Source organism: Ferrovibrio sp. GW821-FHT12D07, assembly GCF_058807275.1.
Map to the genome: position 1 here is coordinate 1522227 of NZ_JBXAQN010000001.1, position 19644 is coordinate 1541870.

Sequence of the window (19644 nt, forward strand, 5' to 3'; positions counted from 1 at the left end):
CCGTTCATGAGTGCTATTATAGAGCGTCAGCCGAAACGGGCGAGCAACTGAACCATGCGACGTAGAATCGGGCTCAACAGTCGCGGACGGTAGAAATCGCCGGCTGCAGCTTTGCCCGCCTCACCACGAGTCGGATGGGGTATTGGCAGGCCCTGCAGGGCGCCGACACCGAGCCCCTTGCCGATGGCAAGCTGCCAGACCTGGATCAGGTCGGCCGCCATTGGTCCGGAAATGGTTACCCCAAGGATGCGACCGCGCCCGGGCGTGACGATAACCTTGATTTGTCCGTCCACGCGGCCCTCGGCCTGGGCGCGGTCGTTGGCGGCAAAGGTCTGGCGCAGGATATTGATGCGGCCATGGCGGGCGCGGGCCTCGGATTCGGACAGGCCCACGCTGGCATAGTCCGGATCGCCGTAAACCACGTAAGGAAGCATGGCCTGATCGGCGCGTACCGGCAGCCGGAACAGGATGTTCTTCAGCACGATGGTGGCGTGATGCCGCGCCGTATGGGTGGCGGGGCTGAGGCCGGTGACATCGCCCACGGCCCAGACGTGGCGGTTGCTGCTGCGCAGTCGTCCATCCACGGCGATCCCGCGCGCATCGTGGTGCACGCCGGCAGCCTCCAGACCGAGATCATCGCTGTTGGGCACACGCCCTGTCGCCATCAGCAGGTGCGAACCGGCGATGCGCGTGCTGCTGCCATCGGCATGCTGCAGCGTCAGCACGATGCCCGAAGCAGTATTCTCGGCGAGCATCACTTCCGTCTGTTCATGCACGATCACGCCGTCGGCGCGCAGCGTGTCGATCAGCAGGCCGCTCAGTTCGGGATCGCAGCGGTTCAGGCAGCGCAGGCGTTCGATCAGCGTGACGCGCGTACCCAGCCGGCGGAAGGCCTGCGCCAGTTCGACGCCGCTGGGTCCGCCACCGATGACGAGCAGATGCAGCGGCCGTTCGGTCAGGGCCGAGAACAGCGTATCGGTGGTGAGGTAGGGAATGCCGGCCAGACCCTCGATTGGGGGAATGGCCGGTCGCGAACCGCTGGCGATCACCACATGGCGCGGCCGGATCACGGTGTCGCCAACCGTCAGGCGATCGGCCGCCGTGAAGCGTGCCTCGCCCTGCAGGACGGTGGCGCCCAATGCCGACAACCGTTCGGCGGAATCGTTCGGCGCCTGGGCGGCAATGGCCGCCTGCACGCGGTGCATGACCGCGGGAAAGTCGATCTCGGGGTCGTCATGGCGGATGCCGAAGGCTTCGGTGGCGCGCCAGGCCACGGCATGGTGGCCGGCGGCGATCAGCGCCGCAGCCGGAATATCGCCGCCATGCAGGCGATTGCCTCCCATGCGGCCGCGTTCGATCAGAATCGTGCGCGCGCCCATGACGGCGGCCCCGGTCGCCACGGCAATGCCGCCGGCGCCCGCGCCGATGACGGCAATATCGCAATCCAGTCGTTCGGCCATGCAGCCAGCAAAGACAGCGCGGCCATTGAAGTCAAGGCGCGGTCCGCACGCTTGCGGTGATTAATGACGGCCCAGTTTTTGCCCCATTCGCGGGTCAGACAGGGTAGATTGCAAACCGTACCCGGCCGCCGGGCTATCACAATTGCATCCTCCGTCTTTCGATGTCCGACCGCATGACCTCTCTCGCACGTTCCGTTCTTCTGCTGCTGGCCCTGCTGATCAGTCCGCTGACCACCCTGCCGGCGTTCGGCCAGCCGGCATCACCAGCTACCTCTGATCGTCCGGCGCAGACCAACTGGTCTGCCGTGCTGGGGGGCATCGAGCGTCAGTTGCGCGATCCGCGCCTGAACGACGATGATTTCGCCGTGCTGCGCACCGATCTGGATCGTCTGCGCGTCACCGCCACACAGGAGCGCGACCTGTTCAGGCAGGCCGTGACGGCAACGCAGATTCAGCTCGATGCATTGGGGCCTGCGCCGGCAACGGGGCAGCTGCGTGAGTCGGCCGCGGTATCTGAGTCGCGCCGGCAGGTCTCGACACGGCTGCAGGCAAATCAGGACAGCGTGAAGCAGGCCGAACTGGCGTTGGCCCGCATCGTGGCGCTGCAGGACGAGGTCGCCGATCAGGCGCGGCGGCAGTTCACCCGACAGCTGATCTATCGTGGTCCGTCACCATTCAATCCGGCTTTCTGGCGCGACGGCTTTTCCGAGGTGCAGGCCGTGTCGGCACAGGTTCTGGCGGCACCGGAGCAGTGGTGGCAGGCCAATGATGAACGTCGGTCGACCACCACGACGTTGCTGCAGATTGTGCTGGTCACTGCATTGTCGATCGGCCTGCTGATGCCGGCACAGCGCTGGCTGCGGCGGCAATACGGCATCCAGCCGGGAAGCGAAGATCCGTCATCGGTACGCCGCACGATTGCGGCTTTTACTGAACTGATCCGCCGCACCGCCGTGCCGCTGGTGGTGCTCTGGGCTGGCTACGGCGTGCTGGTTGGCAATGGTTGGGCCAATGGCCTGGTCGGCAGCATGCTCTATACGATGATGCAGGCCTTCACCATTGCACTGCTGGCCTATGGTCTGGCGCAGGCGGCGCTGGCGCCACGTCAGCCGGCCTGGGCGCTGATCCCGTTGCCCAAACCCGGGCGTGAGAGCCTGCTGCGTCGCACCGGCGGTTTCGTCATCGGCATTGTTCTGGTGTCGCTGCTGGTTGCACCGTCGCGTGTGCCCGATTTCGGCACGGCCGGCCGCGACCTGGTGATCGCCGCCGTCGCGATCTTCCTGGTGGTGGCCAACCTGGCTTTCGCCGATCCGCGACTGTGGCGTACGCTGCCCGATGACTGGCGGCCGTTGCGCCTGATGGCGGGCGTGAATTTCACGCTCAACCTGTTCTGTCTGGTCGCTGTCCTGCTCGGGTATTACAGCGTCGGTGCCTATATTTCCTACGGACTGCTGGGCTCGGCGCTGGCGTTGGCCGCCTATGTGCTGGTGCGCAATGCGATCCGTGACGGGCTGGCCAACCTGGCAGAGAATCCGGAAAGTCGCTTCCGGATCTGGCGGCAGAGTCTGGGCTTGAGCGGCCCGCTGAGCACGACCTCGCGCCTGCTGCTCGGCCTGCTGGCTGATATCGTACTGTTCATGCTGCTGCTGGTGTTTCTGGCGCTGGCCTGGGGCGTCAGCCGCGCGACGTTGATCAGCTATACGCTGGAACTGTTCTATGGCGTGACGATCGGCCCGGTGACGATCTCGCTGGGCAACATTCTCGCGGCGCTGATGATCTTGGTCGTGGGCATCGGCATCACGCGGCTCCTGAGCGGCGGCCTGAATGCGCGGCTGGAACAGCAGAGCGGCATCGATCCCGGCGTGCGCAACTCGATGGTCACCGGCCTGACCTATGTTGGTTATCTGCTGGCCATCGTGGCCGGCATCGGCGCCATCGGCCTCGATCTTTCCAATCTGGCGATCATTGCCGGTGCCCTGACGGTGGGTATCGGTTTCGGCCTGCAGAATATCGTCAACAACTTCGTTTCCGGCATCATCCTGCTGATCGAACGGCCGGTGAAGGTGGGCGACTGGGTATCGGTGGGTGGCAAGGAAGGGTATGTCCGCCGCATCAACGTGCGTTCGACCGAGATCGAAACCTTCCCGCGTGCCTCGGTGATCATTCCGAATTCGGAGTTGATATCCCAGTCGGTGATGAACTGGACGCACCGCAATCGCCTGGGCCGGATCGACATCAATGTGCCGCTGTCCTATGCCGCCGATGTCGAGAAAGCCAAGGAGGTGCTGCTGGGCTGTCTGAAGGATCACGAAGAAATCCTCAGCATGCCATCGCCGGAGGTGATCTTCCGTGATCTGTCTTCCGGCCAACTGACCTTTGCGTTGCGGGGTCATATCGCCGATGTCGAGCGCCGGCATCTGATCGAAAGCGACCTGCGCTTCGCCATCATGAAATCCCTGAAGGAAAGTGGGGTCGGGCTGCCGTTCGGCGGGCCGAACACGCTGTTCCTGGGCGATATCGAGCGCATAGAAAAAGCCCTGGGTGGCCTGCGCCACCCAGGGCCTGAAGAGATGAAGAAGACGGACTAGTTCGTCTGCTTCGGACGCGGCAGGTCGAACAGCAGGATTTCCGCGCCGTCCGGAGCCTCGATCGTCCAAGGCTCATCGCCAGCGAGTGCCGCGCCGTCGCGGGTCTTCAGCACATTGCCGTCGACCGTGACGGTGCCTTCGGCCACCACCAGATAGCCCATGCGATCGGACTGCTGCTCATAGGTCACCGACTTGCCCTTTTCGATCAGGGCGCCGAATAGCGTGGCGTCCTGATGGATCAGCAGCGTGCCGGCATTTGCTTTCAGCACTGCATCCTCGCCCGAAGCCAGGGGCACCAGCCGGTTGGCGCGGTCCGTCTTGGGGAACTGCGCCTGGTCCCAGCGCGGCTTCAGCTTGGCCTGACGCGGCTCGATCCAGATCTGGAACAGATGCGTCATTTCGTCTTCGGCGTTGAATTCCGAATGCATGATGCCGGTGCCGGCGGACATCACCTGCACATCGCCGGCCGGGGTGCGACCCTTGTTGCCCAGGCTGTCTTCATGGCTGATCGCACCTTTGGTGACATAGGTGATGATTTCCATGTCGCGATGGCCATGCATCGGGAAGCCCGACTGCGCGGCAATCTCGTCATCGTTCCACACACGCAGCGGACCGAAACCGAAACCCATCGGCGCGGCGACGCCGGAGAAGTTGAAGTGGAACCGGCTGTTCAGCCAGTCGATGTTCATGCGGCCGAGTTTGTCGAAAGGAACAACATGCATCATGGGAACCTCCATCGGCGACGGCCGACCATATCAGCCGTCGCCGGAGTCTGTAGAGTTAAGCCTTCAGTTTCGTGGCGATACCTGCCACATGCTTGCCCTGGAAACGGGCGAGTTTGAGTTCGGTCTCGCTCGGGCTGCGGCTGCCATCCGCACCGGCGATGGTGCCGGCGCCGAGCGGCGAGCCGCCCTTCACCGCGCTGACGTCCATCGTTTCCGGGATCGCATAAGGCAGGCCGACGATCACCAGGCCATGATGCAGCAGGGTGGTGTGGAAGCTGCTGACCGTGGTCTCGTTGCCCCCACCGGTGCCAGTGGAGACGAAGACACTGCCGACCTTGCCGACCAGCGCGCCCTTCACCCACAGACCACCGGTCTGGTCGAGGAAGCTGCGCATCTGGCCGCTCATGTTGCCGAAGCGCGTACCGGTGCCAAAGATGATGGCGTCATAGTCAGCCAGTTCGGCCGGGGTGGCGATGGGCGCGGCCTGGTCCCACTTACCGCCAACCTTCTTGAAGGCCTCTTCCGGCATGGTCTCGGGCACGCGCTTGATCGTCACGTCGGTACCCGGGACCTCGCGGACACCGGCGGCGACGGCTTCGGCCATCTTTTCAACATGGCCGTACATCGAATGATAAAGCACCAGAACCTTGGTCATGATTGTCTCTCCTGTTATCCGGCCTGTGTCCGGTCGGGGGTGGCTGTTTGTCTTGACGGCCAAGGTATGCCTTTCGTTTATTGAAACAATATTGCATTTGGAATATAATTGTTTCCATAAGGAAACAGTATGGACCATCTGGCTGATCTCGCTGTCTTTGCCCGGGTCGTGGAGCTGGAAAGCTTCAGCGGCGCGGCCAGTGCCCTGGGCCTCTCCAAATCCGCCGTCTCCAAGCAGGTCTCCCGGCTGGAGCAGCGGCTGGGGACGCAGCTGCTGCAGCGGACCACCCGCAAGCTGTCGCTGACCGAGACCGGCCGCATCGTGCTGGAGCATGCCCAGCGCGTGCTGCAGGAGGCGGAAGCCGTGGATGCCGCCGTGCAGAATCTGCAGGCGCTGCCGCGCGGCCTGCTGCGGGTGAACCTGCCGATGAGCTTCGGCCTGGCCTATGTCGCGCCGTTGCTGCCCGAACTGCTGGCGCTCTGTCCGGAGCTGAAGGTCGACCTCACCTTCAACGACCGCACGGTGGATCTGCTGGAAGAGGAGGTGGATGTGGCCATCCGCATCGGCGCCAATCTGACCGATTCCACGCTGACGGCGCGGCGTCTGGCCCCGGTGCGCCCGATCACCTGCGCCGCCGAATCCTATCTGCGCAAGGCCGGTGTGCCGCTGAAGCCCGACGATCTGCGCCAGCATGAATGCCTGCTCTACAAATACCTGCCCGAGCCGGACACTTGGCGCTATGAGGGGCCGGGCGGGCCCTATGCAGTGAAAGTGTCGGGCCGGTTGACCACCAACAACGGCGACTCGTTGCGTGATGCCGCCCTTGCCGGTCATGGCATCGCCCGGCTTCCCAGCTTCATCGTCGGGCCGGATGTGGCGCCCGGCCGGCTGGTGCCGCTGTTGGAAGCCTATGAGCCTGCGCCGCTGAATATCTATGCCGTCTATCCGGCCCAGCGGTATCTGACCCCGAAGGTGCGGGCCTTCATCGACTTCTTTGCCAAAAAGTTCGGCCCCGAGCCGCCCTGGGAGTGTGTTCTGGCGGACACAGCCCGCGCCTGCCGTATGAAATCCCTATGAAACCGGGTTTACGCCCCCGGACCGCTATGCTATCGACCTTTTGCGACAACAGGATTCTGTCTCATGACCCGCCAGTGGCGACATCGACGAGCCCGTATTGGCGCACCGCAGCAGCAAATGCGAAAGCGGTGCGTTACGGCCGCTCGTGCGCGCTGAAGCTGGGTCATAGTCGCCACCAATTCCCGACAATCCGCTTCCAATGAGCACGCGCCGGCCAACCGGACGCAAGGCTAAGGCCGCCCGTCCGCCTCTGGTCTCAGAACTCGTTGCTGGAAGCAAAGTCATGTACCCCATTCTGCCGGAGCGGCCCACGGATGCCGCCCAGATCGATGCCCTGCTGGATCTCACCTTCGGGTCCGAGCGCACGCGCAAGACCGTCTACCGGCTGCGTGAGGGCGTGTCTCATATGAAGCCGCTGGCCTTCGTCGTGCGCGACGAGGATGGCATGGTGTTGGGTTCGATCCGCTACTGGCCGGTCAGCATCGGCGATGCCGCGACACCGGCCATCATGCTGGGCCCGGTGGCCGTGCATCCCGATTACCAGGGCAAGGGCATCGGCCGGGCGCTGATCCGGCACAGCCTCTACACGGCGGCGCGGCTCGGTCACGGCCTGTGCATCCTGGTCGGCGACAAGCCCTATTACGAACCTTTCGGCTTTGTCGGCGCCGCAGACCGTGGCCTGGAGATGCCGGGCTGGGTCGAGCGTGAGCGGTTCCAGGTGATGGAACTGGCGCCGGGTGCGCTGAAGGGTGTGGCTGGCGTGGTGGGCAAGCCGCCGCGCAAGCGCAAGGCGGCATAATCGTCTCTAGCGGCTTTCGCGCCGCCACATCAGCAGTAGCGCCAGCAGCATCGCGGTCAGCACCGCCAGCGGCAGGGCCAGCGGCGTCAGCGTCAGCCCGGTGACGACATAGTCGTTCTGGCGATAGAGCCCGATCCAGTTGCGGCCGGCCTGCTCGCGGGCAGCGATGCGCGTCGGCTTCTCGACCATGCGCACATCCGGCACGCCATCGCGCAGCCAGTGTGCACTGCCATTGCTGGCATCGGTCAGCGGCTTGAGAATCGCCGGCGTGGCACGGGCATCGGCGAATTCACGCGGGTTGATCGCGCCCACGGTGGCAACTGTTTCCTTGTCGCCGTCTTTCACGCGGTAGATGCCCGGCATATCGACCGGCAGGATATTGCTGGCGATGCCGTTGCCGCGTTCTTCCAGGGTGAGTTTGGCTTCCGAGCCATCGGGGCGGGTGATAGTGACCGGCTCGCGGCTTTCCTTCAGGCTCTGGCGTTCGATCTCCAGACGGCCGCCCTTGGCCTCGGCGCGCAACGCCTCTTCCTCCAGGTCGGGTTCCTTCATCAGCCAGTGCGACAGGCGGCGCAGAACCTCGGCCTGCGGGCCGCCGCTTTCAAAGCCGCGCGACCATAGCCAGATATGATCGGAATAGAACTGCCCCACGCGGCCTTTCTCGACCCGGTCGAGCACCAGCAGCGGTTCGCGATTGGGCGTCTCCAGCACGCTGTGGCCGCGGGTGATATCTACGTTGACGACGCGGAACCAGCGGCTCCAGTTCGGCTGGCCGTTTTCGCCCACCGATCCCGGCAGGCCGGCCGTCACCGGATGGCGCTTGCCGGTGGCGCTCAGCTGCGGTGTGAAGGGCTCGGTGCGCACAGTGCCGTTCGGACGGCCGGGCAGGATGTCTGACACCGGCGTGCGGTAAATGCTCAGCGGCGTGGCATAAGCCGGCCCGGAGACCTCGAGGAAGGCGCCGCCGCGCTCCACATAGCGGGCGATATTCTCGTAATACGCCGTCGGCAGAATGCCGCGCCGCCGGTAGCGGTCGAAGATGATCAGGTCGAAATCGTTCAGCTTGACCTCGAACAGTTCGCGGATCGGGAAGGCGATCAGCGACAGCTCACGGATCGGCGTGCCGTCCTGCTTGTCCGGCGGCCTGAGAATCGTGAAGTGAACGAGGTTGACGTTGGGATCGGCCTTCAGCAGGTTGCGCCAGACGCGCTCGCCGGCATGCACCTCACCGGTGACCAGCAGAACATTCAGGCGGTCGCGCACGCCGTTCACCGATAGTGCCGCGCGGTTGTTCAGCGGCGTCAGTTCGTTCGGGATCGGCGCGACTTCGAATTCCAGCAGGCTGCGGCCCGCCCGCGGCAGCTTAAACGGCACGGTGACATCGCGGCCGACCGGAACGGTGATCATCTGCTCGCCGGCATCCTGCTGGCGGAAGCGCAGTTGCGCCGTCTCGTTCGGCGCGGCGCCGGTATCGTCGACGCGCAGGGTGGCATTGAGATCCTGGTTGACCATGCCGAAGGTCGGCGCATTGCGCACCACCAGGCGGCGGTCGCGCTCGTTGGGCTGGCCGGTCAGCAGCACATGCACCGGCGCGCCGGTCACATCCTGCGCCGCCGCCATGTCGCCCGGCAGGTCATGCACCTGGCCGTCGGTAACCAGGATGCTGCCGGCGAGGCGATGGCGCGGCAGGTCGCTGAGCGCCATGGTCAGCGCCGAGAACAGCTTGGTGCCTTCGTCGCGATCGGCATTCTCGCTGGCTGGCTTGCCGCCGCGCACCACGCGCACTTCCAGATTCTCGATCGCGCCCAGTTTCTCGCGCAGCGCGGCTTCGGCGTCTTCCGTCTGCTTGCGGCGGTCGCCGATGCCCTGGCTCGGGCTTTCATCCACCACCACCACGGCGATATCGGGCAGGGTGCTGCGTTCTTCCTTGCGCGCCACCGGATTGGCCAGCGTGCCGATGGCCAGTAGGGCGACGGCTGCGCGCAGCAGGGTGCCGCGCGCGCGCCGCCACAGGCCGATGCCGGTCAGCAGCAAAGCCGCGAGGATGCAGGCCAGCAGCAGCGGCCAGGGCAGCAGGGGCGAGAAATCAAAGGTCAAGGTGCTGTTCATGCCGCTGGACTAATTCCCCAGGCGCTCGAGCAGTGCCGGCACATGCACCTGATCGGCCTTATAGTTGCCGGTGAGTGTGTAGATCAGCAGGTTCACGCCGAAGCGATATGAATATTCACGCTGGCGCGGAAGGTTGGGTACGGTGACGGCCAGCGGGCGGCCGTTGGCATCCATCGCCCAGGCAGCGGCGAAATCGTGGCTGCCGATGACGATGGAGGTGACGCCGTCCTTGTCGCCGCCGGGATTGCGCTCGACCCAGAGCGTGCCGCCGGAATAGCGGCCGGGGAAATCCTGCAGCAGGTAATATGCCTTGGTCAGCACGTGATCGTCGGGCACCGGCATCAGCGGCGGGATGTCGAGGCGCGCGAGCAGCTGGCGCAGCTTTTCGGTGTTGGGGCTGGCGGCCGTGCCGCTCAGGCCCATCGCCTGGTCGCGGGTGTCGAACAGGATCAGGCCGCCGGTCTTCATGAACTGGTCGAGCCGGCGCAGCGCGGCGTCGGAGAGCTGCGGCTGCTGCGGCGTCACCGGCCAGTAGAGGAACGGCACCAGCGAGATGTCGTCGGCTTCCAGGTTGACGCCCAGCGGTTCGCTCGCCTCGATCGAGGTGCGGCGGAACAGCACTTCTGTCAGGCCATAGAGGCCTGAGCGGCTCATCTGGTCGATATCGGCCTGACCGGTGACGACATAGGCCAGCCGCAGTTCAAGCGACGCTTTCAGTGCAAATTCATCATTGGCGGACAGCGTGCTGCGGCGCGGCTGGGCATCGGCGGCAAAAGGCGCCGACACCAGCAGCAGGCCGAGCAGTGCCGCACCGGCGAGAGCCGGGCGTTGGAAACGCGGCAACAGGCCGCGCAGGCCCAGGCCGATCAGCCAGTCGGCGAGGAACAGCAGCAGGGCCGCGCCCAGCAGCCAGGGCAGCAGGTGCGTCTCGCGTGCGGTGCTGTCGAGATTGATCAGCGTGACATCAGCCGGCCAGCGGTCGATGCGCTGCAGTCTGGTATCGGCCGTGGTCGCATTCAGCGCCTGCCGGCTGTCGAGGCGGCCATACCAGCCAGGCGGATGGCGTGGGCTGGGCTTGGTGCCGGCGATGCTGCGTGGCGGCAGCGGCTGTACGGCCGGACCGGGCTCGACGCTGCGGCCGAAGCCGTCCAGCACGCTGAGCGGCGGCAGCGGCGCATCGGCGGTCTCGCCGGTGGTGGCGACGCCCTGCGACAGGTCGATCACCTTGCGCAGCATGTCGACATAGAAGCCGCTGAGCGCCAGATCAGACCACACCGCATTCGCGCTGGTATGAACCAGGATCAGCCAGCCTTTGGCACGCTGGGTGGCGGTGACCAGCGGCGTGCCGTCCTCCAGCCGCAGCCAGGTCTTGTCGCCGAGCTGCGGTTCGGGTTCGGCCAGCACCTGGCGGCTCACGGTGACTTCATTGCCGCCGGAGAGACCGTAGAAGGGGCTGGTCTCGGGCGTATTGCCCAGACGCTGCGGCTGCGACCAGGACAGCGCGCCGCCGAGCTGGCGCGCACCCTGTCGCAGTTTCACCGGCAACAGGCTGTCGTTGGTTTCAGCCATGCGCGGCCCGGCGAAGCGCAGCAGCACGCCGCCCTTGTCGATCCAGTCGTCAAGCTGGCGGCTTTCGCTCGCCACCACCTGGGCCACATCGGCCAGCACGACCACGGCCAGCTCGCGCTGCAGCAGTTCGGCGATCGCGGCGGTGCGCAGTTCGGCATAGGGGGTGAGCGCGCGTTCCAGATAGAACAGGTCGCCCAGCAGCGGCTGACGGGTTTCCACCGCACCACCGGAAACCAGTCCGACCGGGCGGCGACGCCAGCGGTCATCCAGCAGGTGTACGCTGCCGGCGCTGGGCTGTTGCTCGATCTCCAGTCGCGCCAGCTGGTTGCGCAGCTCGGTCGGCAGGTCGAGCTTGTATGACGCTGTCTCGGAGCGGCTGGCGAATGTGACGGTGTCGCGGGCCAGCACGCGGCCCTGATCGGTGACCGCGCGCAAGGTCACGCCAAGTTCCTCATTGGCGCCCGGGGGGCGGCGCAGCGTCACCATATCGCCCTGCGTGTTGGTTACCGGCGGCAGCAGGATCAGCGGACCGTCGCCGGCAGACGGCATGATGACGCTCAGGGGGCCGAGCCGCACCAGCCATTCCGCCAGCGTATAGGCGGCTTCGCCGTTGTCATCGTCACGCAGGCCATCGGCTAGCCAGACGATATCGGCGGAGTCCGGCAGACGCGCCTGCTGCAGGGCCTGCACCAGGGCGGCGCGATCGCTCGGCCAGGCCTTGGGCTGCAGTCCGGCAACGACGGGCTTCAATTCGGCGGCCGGCATCAGCTGTCCGGCCTGCATCTGCTCACCACTGGCTGGCGCAGCTGTCGTGATCAGCAGGGCGGGGCGGCCATCGCGTTCAGCAGACTCAAGAACGTCATTGGCGCGCGACAGCTTCTCGCGCCAGCGCGGCGCGGCGGTCCAGCCATCATCGATCACCAGCACCAGCGCATTGCCGTCGCGCTGGGCAGCCTGCGGGTTGAGGATCGGTTCGGCCAGCGCCAGGATCACCAGCGCGGCGATCAGCAGCCGCAGGATCAGCAGCCAGAGCGGTGTATGGGCCGGCGTCTCTTCCTTGGGGCGCAGCAGCTGCAGCAGGCGCAGCGGCGGGAAGGTGACCAGCCTGGGCTGCGGCGGCGTGATGCGCAGCAGCCACCACAGCACGGGCAGGGCGGCAAGCGCGGCAAGCGCCCAGGGCGTGGCGAAGGCAAGTGCGCCGAGCGAAAACATGGCTCAGCGTCCCATTGCCGACAGGGCGCGTTCGCCCTGCAGGGATTGATACATGGCCAGCAGCGCGGTCTGCGGCAGGCGATCGGTGCGATGCTTCAGGTGGCGCCAGCCGAGCCGGCGGCAGATCTCGGCCAGTTCAGCCTGATGGGCGGCGAACATGCTGCGCCACTCATCGCCCATCACCTCGGCGCGCGGCGCCAGCAGCGGGTCTTCGCCTTCCAGGCCGAGGAAACGCGTGCGGCCCTTGTAGGGGAAGTCTTCCTCGGCCGGATCGACGATACGGGCTACCGTGCCCTTCACGCCCATATCGGCCAGCGCACGCAGGCGCGCGGCGATCTCGGGCACCGGATAGAGGAAGTCGCCGATCAGCACGACATGGGCATAGCGCGGCAGCATATGTACCGGCGGCAGGCTGGCTTCGGCGGTTTCGAAACGCGAGCGGATCAGGCGTTCCGCGAGGCGCTCCAGCACCAGGCGGCCCGAGGATGGGCGCTGCGGATATCCGAGCAGGGCCACGCGCTCACCGCCGCGCAGCAGCAGGCTGGCCAGTGCCAGCAGCAGCAGGTCGCCGCGTTCGTCCTTTTGTTCCTGGCCCTGCGGCGACTTCCAGCGCATGGAGGGTGACGGGTCGCGCCAGAGCCAGACGCTCTCGGCGGCTTCCCATTCGTTTTCGCGGATGAAGGCCTGCTGGCGCTTGGCGGTCTGGCGCCAGTCGATGCGAGTGAGTGCATCCCCTTGGCTGTAGCGGCGGAATTGCCAGAAGGCATCGCCGGGACCGACGCGGCGCCGGCCGTGCACGCCCTGTTCGACGGTAGCGGCAACGCGCTCGGCAGCGACGAGCAGAGGCGGAAGGAAAGCGGCAAAATGTTCGGCGCGCTGGCGCCGGGCATTGGCTGTTACTGCCCCGGCCGCTGCCGCCCCTGTCATTGCAAGGGAGCGGTCAGGCGGTTGATGACGTCAGTGACAGTGACGCCTTCGGCGCGGGCGGCGAAGGTGAGTGCCATGCGGTGGCGGAGGATCGGGCCGGCCAGCGCCAGAACATCTTCAATGGACGGTGCGAGGCGGCCCTGCAGGAGCGCGCGGGCGCGCACGGCCAGCATCAGCGCCTGGCTGGCGCGCGGGCCGGGGCCCCAGGCGATCTGTTCGCGCAGGCCGGGCAGCGTGGTTTCTTCCGGGCGGCCGTTGCGGACCAGGTTCAGAATGGCCTCGACCACGCTTTCGCCCACCGGGATGCGGCGGACCAGACGCTGGGCCGCCATCAGTTCGCCGGCATTCAGCACGGTGGGGATGGGGTCTTCGGTAGCGCCGGTGGTGGCAAACAGCATGCGGCGCTCGGCCTCGCGGTCGGGATAGCGCACGTCGATCTGCAACAGGAAGCGGTCGAGCTGGGCTTCGGGCAGCGGATAAGTGCCTTCCTGTTCCAGCGGATTCTGGGTTGCCAGCACATGGAAGGGCGCCGGGAGGTCATGACGCTGGCCTGCGACCGAAACCTGGCGCTCCTGCATGGCCTGCAGCAAGGCAGACTGCGTGCGCGGGCTGGCGCGGTTGATTTCGTCGGCCATCAGCAGCTGGCAGAAGACCGGACCGGGGATGAAGCGGAACGAGCGGCGGCCGGTTTCGCTTTCTTCCAGCACTTCCGAGCCGACGATATCGGCCGGCATGAGATCAGGCGTGAACTGGACGCGGCGGGCATCGAGGCCCAGCACCTTGGCCAGCGTTTCCACCAGCTTGGTCTTGGCCAGACCCGGCACGCCGACCAGCAGGGCATGGCCGCCGGCCAGCAATGTGATGAGGGTTTCCTCGACCACGTCGCCCTGACCGAAGATGACCCGGCCGACGGCGTCACGGGCGGTACCAAGCCGGCCCCCGATCCGTTCGATCTCGGGGACGATATGTTCGGCGGTATCGCTCAAATTGTGCATGGGAATGAGTATATAGTAGAAGCGAAACGAAAGCCCAGATGACTTATATGTCCGCCACCTCAGCCAAGGTACCCACTCTCCAGGATGTGATCGCCCGGTTCGGCGGCGAGGACGGCTTGCGTAAAAAACCGCCAGTTCACCTATGGAACCCCCCATTTTGCGGTCAGATCGACATGCGGATCGCGCGGGACGGAAGCTGGTACTATATGGGAACGTCCATTCCGCGTCCCGCCATGGTCAAGCTTTTTGCCAGCATCCTGCGCCGCGAGCCAGATGACAGTTTCGTTCTGGTGACCCCGGCCGAGAAATGTCAAATCCGAGTCGATGATGCGCCTTTCCTGGCGGTGGAACTGACGATTGCCGGCGAGGGCGACAGCCGCCTGATCGGCTTCAGGACCAATGTCGACGATGTCGTGCCGCTGGATGCCGAGCATCCACTACGTGTGACGATCCATCCGCAGAGCGGCGAGCCTTCGCCTTACGTGCTGGTTCGCGACCGGCTGGATGCGTTGATCGCACGCACCGTCTATTACCAGCTGGTGGAACTGGCGGAAGAGCGCGTCGTCGATGGCCGCACCGTGCTGGGCGTCACGAGTGCAGGCCAGTTCTTCGTGCTGGGAGAGGCGGCATGAGATCCGCCGCTGCCCTGGTGATCGACAGCACGCCAGCCATCGAGCATCTGCGCGCGCGGCTGCAGCCGGTGCCGGGCTTCGATGCGATTCCGCGCGACTTCCAGGCCGTGCCCAAGGGCGATTTCCAGCTCAATCCGAATTTCGAGCCCCTGAAGCGAGGCCCGCTGATGCCGGCCGCCGTGCTGGTGCCGGTGGTGGCCTATGAGGACGGCGAGCGGGTGATCCTGACCAAGCGCACCGCGCATCTGTCCAACCATGCCGGCCAGATCAGTTTTCCTGGCGGGCGCGTCGATGCCGAAGATCCCGATGTGATCGCCACCGCGCTGCGCGAGACGGAAGAAGAGATCGGACTGGATCGCAGCCATATCACCGTGCTGGGTGCGCTGGAGCCTTACGTGACCGGCACCGGTTTTGTCGTGGTGCCGGTGGTCGGTCTGGTGAAGCCGGGCTTCGACCTGAATCTGGCTCGGGATGAGGTGGCCGAGGTCTTCGAGGTGCCGTTCGCGTTCCTGATGGACCAACGCAACCACCAACGCCATAAAGGCGTATTCAACGGGATGGAGCGCCAGTGGTGGGCCATGCCCTATGGCGACTATTACATCTGGGGTGCCACGGCGGGCATGCTGCGCAACCTGCATGAACTGCTGCATGGCGAGCCCCAAGAGGAGAGCCGGCCGTGAGCCGCATCATCGTCCATATTCTGCCGCTGCTGCTGCCGTTCGTGCTCTACGGCCTGTACATCTGGCATGTGAAGCGCAGCGGCAAGGATGGGCCGGAGGCGACGCCCTGGTTCTGGCTCGCCGCAATCGGCCTGCTGCTGATGATCCTGAGCTTCGTGGTCTGGGGTGCTTTCTTCGAGGAAGACCTCGGTCCCTACGCGCCGGCACGATTCGAGAATGGCCAGGTCGTGCCCGGCCGGATCGGACAGTAGTCAGGTCATGACCCTGCCAGAGCGCATAACGCCGCCCGGCTGGATGACGGCGCCGCCGACGCAGGCGGCGTTGAAGGCGCTGTCGGCCGGGGGCGCCACGGTGCGCTTTGTCGGCGGCTGCGTGCGCGACGCCATCCTGGGCCTGCAGCCCGACGACGTCGATATGGCCACCACCGAAACACCCGAGACGGTGATCAAGCGGCTGGAGAAGGCGAAGCTGAAGGCCGTGCCGACCGGTATCGCTCACGGCACCGTGACCGCCGTGGTGCCGCCGGCGACCTTCCAGGTGACGACCCTGCGGCGCGACATCGAAACTGATGGTCGCCATGCCACGGTGCTGTTCGGCACGGACTGGGCCGAGGATGCCGGGCGGCGCGACTTCACCATCAATGCGCTCTATGCCGACGCGGACGGCACCCTGCATGACTTCACCGGCGGCCGCGCCGACCTGGCTGCCGGCATCGTGCGGTTCATCGGTGACGCGAATGCCCGCGTGGCCGAGGATTATCTGCGGATCCTGCGATTCTTCCGGTTCCATGCCCGCTTTGCCAAAGGTGCGCCGGATGCGGCTGCGCTGGCGGCCTGCGCGGCTGCGGCCAATCAGCTGGAGCGGCTGTCGGGCGAGCGGGTGCGCGACGAGCTGCTGAAGATTTTGGCGCTGCCCAATGCGCCCGCGGCACTCGGCCTGATGCAGGAGAGCGGCGTGCTGCCGGCCCTGCTGCCTGGTGTCCGCTTCGATGGCCATGTATTCCGCCGGCTGGTCGAGCTGCAGGACGCCGTGGCAGCGGGCAGCGATCTGCAGCCCGAGGTCTGGCCGCGGCTGGCCATCCTGTTCCAGGGCCGGGATGCGGCCCTGGCTGAACGCATTGCTGAACGGCTGAAGCTTTCGAATGCCCAGCGTCTGCGACTGACGGCCCTGATGACGCCTCTCTCCATTGATAGGACGGCTTTCGATCCGGCGATCGTCGACGAATCAGACTGGGGACGGGGGCTGTACCGCTTCGGGGCCGAGCGATGCCGCGATCATGTGCTGCTGGCCGGCAGTGCCGGATTGCTGTCCGATGATTTTGCAGTGCAGCGAGCCATCGCTACGACAACATGGCGTCGGCCGGTCTTTCCATTGCGTGGCGCCGATGTCCTGGCGGTCGGGTTCACCCCCGGACCGACAGTCAGCGCGTTGCTGAACGAACTGGAAGAGTGGTGGGCAGACGAGCAATTCCAGCCCGACCGCGAAGCCTGCCTGCTGCGCCTGCAGCAACGCGTGCAGACCATGGCCCAGCAATAAGGGCTTTTATCTAACAGATTGATTTTTATGAGGTTTGCCAGATTTCTGGCGAATGGGACTAAAGTCGTTGCGGCTTTACAGTAATGGCCGCAAAGCCCCTAAAAGAACTCGAGCTCCACGTCGGCGCCGTAAACCCGGACGTCGATGTGGAGCTCGAGGCCACAAACTCAGAAACTAAACTTTACTTCTTCTTGGCGGCCTTCTTCTTGGTCGCCTTCTTCTTGGCCTTCGGGGCCTTCTTAGCCTTCACAACCTTCTTCGCCGCCTTCTTCTTAGCAGCCTTTTTCTTCGCAGCCATGAGTTTCTCCTCCATGGATTAGAGTGCGGTTTTCACCGCAACGAAGTTTTCGGGAAATGTTTCCCGAACACGTATATCTGTAGCACAACGCTCCAGTCTTAACCACTAAATCTTGCGCGCGCTTAAAAATTGGTTAAACGCGCGTCCCGATTACAGCACTCGTCGACGCGTCGCGTGAACGAAAAAGCATTGCTCAAGTAAAACGCACGCGACAACTTGCAAGAATTACGAGCTGTAGAAAACCCGCGTGGAATCTGGTCTTTTTAATCAAGGCCATTTCACCATCGGTGGCATCGACATCAGGATCGCTTCTGTGTTGCCACCGGTTTTCAGACCGAAAGTGGTGCCGCGATCATGGAGCAAATTGAACTCCACATAGCGCCCGCGACGGACCAGCTGATGCTCTCTTTCGGCCTCCGACCATGCCTGATTCAGGTTTTTGCGGACGATTTTTGGGTATGATTCGAGGAACGATTCGCCGACCGTTTTCGTGAATCCGAAATCACGCTCCCAATCGCCGCTGTCGAGCTGGTCGAAGAAGATTCCGCCGACGCCGCGCGGCTCATTCCGATGCGGCAGGAAGAAATACTCGTCACACCATTGCTTGAACCGGGGGTAGTAGCCCGGGTCGAAGCGGTCGCAGGCACCCTTCAGGGCCGCATGGAAGTCGGTGGTGTCAGACTCATTGGGCACCATCGGCGTCAGATCGGCGCCGCCGCCGAACCAGGCCTTACTGGTCACCAGAAAGCGGGTGTTCATGTGCACGGCGGGCACTTTCGGCGACTGCATATGCGCCACCAGCGAGATGCCCGAGGCCCAGAAACGCCCGTCACCAGCGGCACCGGGGATCTGCTTGCGGAACTCCTCGCTGAACTCGCCATGCACGGTCGAGATGTTCACACCGACCTTCTCGAAGACGCGGCCGTGCATCACGCTCATCACGCCGCCGCCGCCGCCGGGGCGATCCCAGGCCTTGCGTTCGAAGCGGCCGGCGGGCCGGTCGCTGAGCGGACCGGTCAGGTCGTTTTCCAGTTTTTCAAAGGCAGCGCAGATCTGGTTGCGCAGCTCCTCGAACCAGCTGCTGGCGCGGCGCTGGCGGTCGGCGATCGCCGGATCGGCATGCAGAGTATCGGTCATACTTACTCTCTTTCCTCAGATCAGGGCCCAGCATGCGCGGCGGGACCGCGCTGCGGAAAGGCGTCGCATTGCCGCAGGGCCTCGCCCAGTACCATGGCCGCTGCCGTGGCGACATTGATCGAGCGCAACCCGGCGCGGATCGGGATCACCAGCCGGGCATCGGCGGCGTCATGCACATACTCAGGGGCACCTTTGGTTTCGCGTCCCATTAGGAGAATGTCGTCCGGCGCGAACCGGAACTCCGTATAGGGCACCGCTGCCTTGGTGGTCATCAGCAGCAGGCGGCCGGGCGGTTTCTCGGCCAGGAACCGCTCCCAGCTCTCATGCCGGTGGATTTCGGCATGCTCCAGGTAATCGAGCGCGCTGCGGCGCACCGTCTGGACGGAGAAGGGGAAGCCGCAGGGCTCGATCACATGCACCGGTATTTCCAGGCAGGCGCCGAGACGCAGAATCGTGCCCAGATTGGGCGGCAGGTCAGGTTCAAAAAGGGCGAGCCGCATGGCCTTCCAAACAGGGTTCTGAATCGGGGCTTCGGACGGGGCGAAGGTGTGCCATTTTTTTCGCGGTTTGCCGGGGGGATTCCAACCTCAAGACCCCTGCGGCAACCTGTCGCATGCGTCCGGCTAAGTGCTGGACTTCGCCAACATATAGTGAGAAATATCGCGTCACGTTTCCAAGTCTTATTATCTTCGAGGGATCTATGGCAGGGACAGGGACCCAGACGGCCGGGATGACCGAGCCGACCCGGCGGGACTTTATTGTCATCGCTGCAGGGGCATTTGGCGCGGTGGGTGCGGCAGCTGCCGTATGGCCGTTCGTGCATCAGATGAATCCGTCGGCCGACGTGCTGGCGCTGTCCAGCACCGAAGTCGATCTCAGCCAGATCGCCGCCGGCCAGAGCGTCACCATCCTGTGGCGCGGCAAGCCGGTCTTCGTGCGTCACCGGACTGCTGCCGAGATCGCCCAGGCGAAGAAGGACGATACCGAGGCGCTGCCGGATCCGGCCAAGGATGCCGACCGCGTGAAGAAGCCCGAGTGGCTGGTCATGATGGGCGTCTGCACCCATCTGGGCTGCGTGCCGCTGGGCCAGAAGGGCGATTTCGGTGGCTGGTTCTGCCCATGCCACGGTTCGCACTACGATACCTCGGGCCGCATCCGCAAAGGCCCCGCGCCGGCGAATCTTCCGATTCCGGAATACGCCTTCGTCAACGATACCCGCATCCGCATCGGCTAAGGACCCCAACC

17 protein-coding genes are annotated in these 19644 nt (G+C 65.0%); 8 read left to right on the top strand and 9 right to left on the bottom strand.

The features are described from left to right. Positions 1-26: 26 nt before the first annotated feature. Entirely contained in the window at positions 27-1460 is a 1434-nt protein-coding gene (locus tag AC1RRE_RS07605; protein ID WP_492980515.1) for a dihydrolipoyl dehydrogenase family protein, read from the bottom strand. A gap of 173 nt (positions 1461-1633) precedes the next feature. On the opposite strand from AC1RRE_RS07605, the gene AC1RRE_RS07610 reads away from it, so the two are divergent. After that, positions 1634-4048: a DUF3772 domain-containing protein gene (locus AC1RRE_RS07610; RefSeq protein WP_492980516.1), complete on the top strand. Its 2415-nt coding sequence runs from the start codon at positions 1634-1636 to the stop codon at positions 4046-4048. Here AC1RRE_RS07610 and AC1RRE_RS07615 read toward each other — a convergent pair. After that, positions 4045-4773 carry a pirin family protein gene (locus AC1RRE_RS07615; protein ID WP_492980517.1) on the bottom strand — a complete coding sequence of 243 codons (729 nt, stop codon included), beginning with the start codon at positions 4771-4773 and terminating at the stop codon, positions 4045-4047. The genes AC1RRE_RS07610 and AC1RRE_RS07615 overlap by 4 nt on opposite strands. A gap of 55 nt (positions 4774-4828) precedes the next feature. Continuing rightward, positions 4829-5428, bottom strand: a complete 600-nt coding sequence (gene wrbA / locus AC1RRE_RS07620; protein WP_492980518.1) for an NAD(P)H:quinone oxidoreductase — start codon at positions 5426-5428, stop codon at positions 4829-4831. Positions 5429-5557: 129 nt separating this feature from the next. Between wrbA and AC1RRE_RS07625 the strand changes: the two genes are divergently transcribed. Continuing rightward, positions 5558-6505, top strand: a complete 948-nt coding sequence (locus AC1RRE_RS07625; protein WP_492980519.1) for a LysR family transcriptional regulator — start codon at positions 5558-5560, stop codon at positions 6503-6505. Positions 6506-6788: 283 nt separating this feature from the next. Further along, positions 6789-7304, top strand: a complete 516-nt coding sequence (locus tag AC1RRE_RS07630; protein ID WP_492980520.1) for a GNAT family N-acetyltransferase — start codon at positions 6789-6791, stop codon at positions 7302-7304. A gap of 6 nt (positions 7305-7310) precedes the next feature. On the opposite strand, the gene AC1RRE_RS07635 is transcribed toward AC1RRE_RS07630, so the two are convergent. Genes AC1RRE_RS07635 through AC1RRE_RS07650 form a run of 4 tightly spaced genes read right to left on the bottom strand, consistent with a single transcriptional unit; the run spans position 7311 to position 14116 of the window. Then, a complete protein-coding gene (locus AC1RRE_RS07635; RefSeq protein WP_492980521.1) occupies positions 7311-9413 on the bottom strand; it encodes a hypothetical protein in 2103 nt (700 codons plus the stop codon). A gap of 9 nt (positions 9414-9422) precedes the next feature. Then, on the bottom strand, positions 9423-12194 hold the full coding sequence (locus tag AC1RRE_RS07640; RefSeq protein ID WP_492980522.1) for a DUF4159 domain-containing protein: 2772 nt from the start codon (positions 12192-12194) through the stop codon (positions 9423-9425). Between the two features lie 3 nt (positions 12195-12197). Continuing rightward, the gene (locus tag AC1RRE_RS07645) at positions 12198-13121 is read right to left on the bottom strand and encodes a DUF58 domain-containing protein (protein ID WP_492980523.1); all 924 of its coding nucleotides are present in this window, start codon (positions 13119-13121) and stop codon (positions 12198-12200) included. Then, positions 13118-14116 carry an AAA family ATPase gene (locus AC1RRE_RS07650; protein ID WP_492980524.1) on the bottom strand — a complete coding sequence of 333 codons (999 nt, stop codon included), beginning with the start codon at positions 14114-14116 and terminating at the stop codon, positions 13118-13120. Before AC1RRE_RS07650 ends, AC1RRE_RS07645 begins: the two co-directional genes overlap by 4 nt. A gap of 47 nt (positions 14117-14163) precedes the next feature. On the opposite strand from AC1RRE_RS07650, the gene AC1RRE_RS07655 reads away from it, so the two are divergent. Genes AC1RRE_RS07655 through AC1RRE_RS07670 form a run of 4 tightly spaced genes read left to right on the top strand, consistent with a single transcriptional unit; the run spans position 14164 to position 16964 of the window. Then, a complete protein-coding gene (locus tag AC1RRE_RS07655) occupies positions 14164-14748 on the top strand; it encodes a DUF1285 domain-containing protein (protein ID WP_492980525.1) in 585 nt (194 codons plus the stop codon). Further along, a complete protein-coding gene (locus AC1RRE_RS07660; RefSeq protein WP_492980526.1) occupies positions 14745-15428 on the top strand; it encodes a CoA pyrophosphatase in 684 nt (227 codons plus the stop codon). The genes AC1RRE_RS07655 and AC1RRE_RS07660 overlap by 4 nt, the downstream gene beginning before the upstream one ends. Beyond that, positions 15425-15679 carry a DUF6111 family protein gene (locus AC1RRE_RS07665; protein WP_492980527.1) on the top strand — a complete coding sequence of 85 codons (255 nt, stop codon included), beginning with the start codon at positions 15425-15427 and terminating at the stop codon, positions 15677-15679. The genes AC1RRE_RS07660 and AC1RRE_RS07665 overlap by 4 nt, the downstream gene beginning before the upstream one ends. Before the next feature lie 7 nt (positions 15680-15686). Next, positions 15687-16964: a CCA tRNA nucleotidyltransferase gene (locus AC1RRE_RS07670; RefSeq protein WP_492980528.1), complete on the top strand. Its 1278-nt coding sequence runs from the start codon at positions 15687-15689 to the stop codon at positions 16962-16964. 565 nt (positions 16965-17529) lie between these two features. Here AC1RRE_RS07670 and hemF read toward each other — a convergent pair. Together hemF and AC1RRE_RS07680 are read right to left on the bottom strand one after the other, a co-directional pair. Next, entirely contained in the window at positions 17530-18399 is an 870-nt protein-coding gene (gene hemF, locus AC1RRE_RS07675; protein ID WP_492980529.1) for an oxygen-dependent coproporphyrinogen oxidase, read from the bottom strand. Positions 18400-18419: 20 nt separating this feature from the next. Next, positions 18420-18899 carry a tRNA (cytidine(34)-2'-O)-methyltransferase gene (locus AC1RRE_RS07680; protein ID WP_492980530.1) on the bottom strand — a complete coding sequence of 160 codons (480 nt, stop codon included), beginning with the start codon at positions 18897-18899 and terminating at the stop codon, positions 18420-18422. A gap of 230 nt (positions 18900-19129) precedes the next feature. Between AC1RRE_RS07680 and petA the strand changes: the two genes are divergently transcribed. Next, positions 19130-19633: a ubiquinol-cytochrome c reductase iron-sulfur subunit gene (gene petA, locus AC1RRE_RS07685; RefSeq protein WP_492980531.1), complete on the top strand. Its 504-nt coding sequence runs from the start codon at positions 19130-19132 to the stop codon at positions 19631-19633. Positions 19634-19644 lie beyond the last annotated feature (11 nt).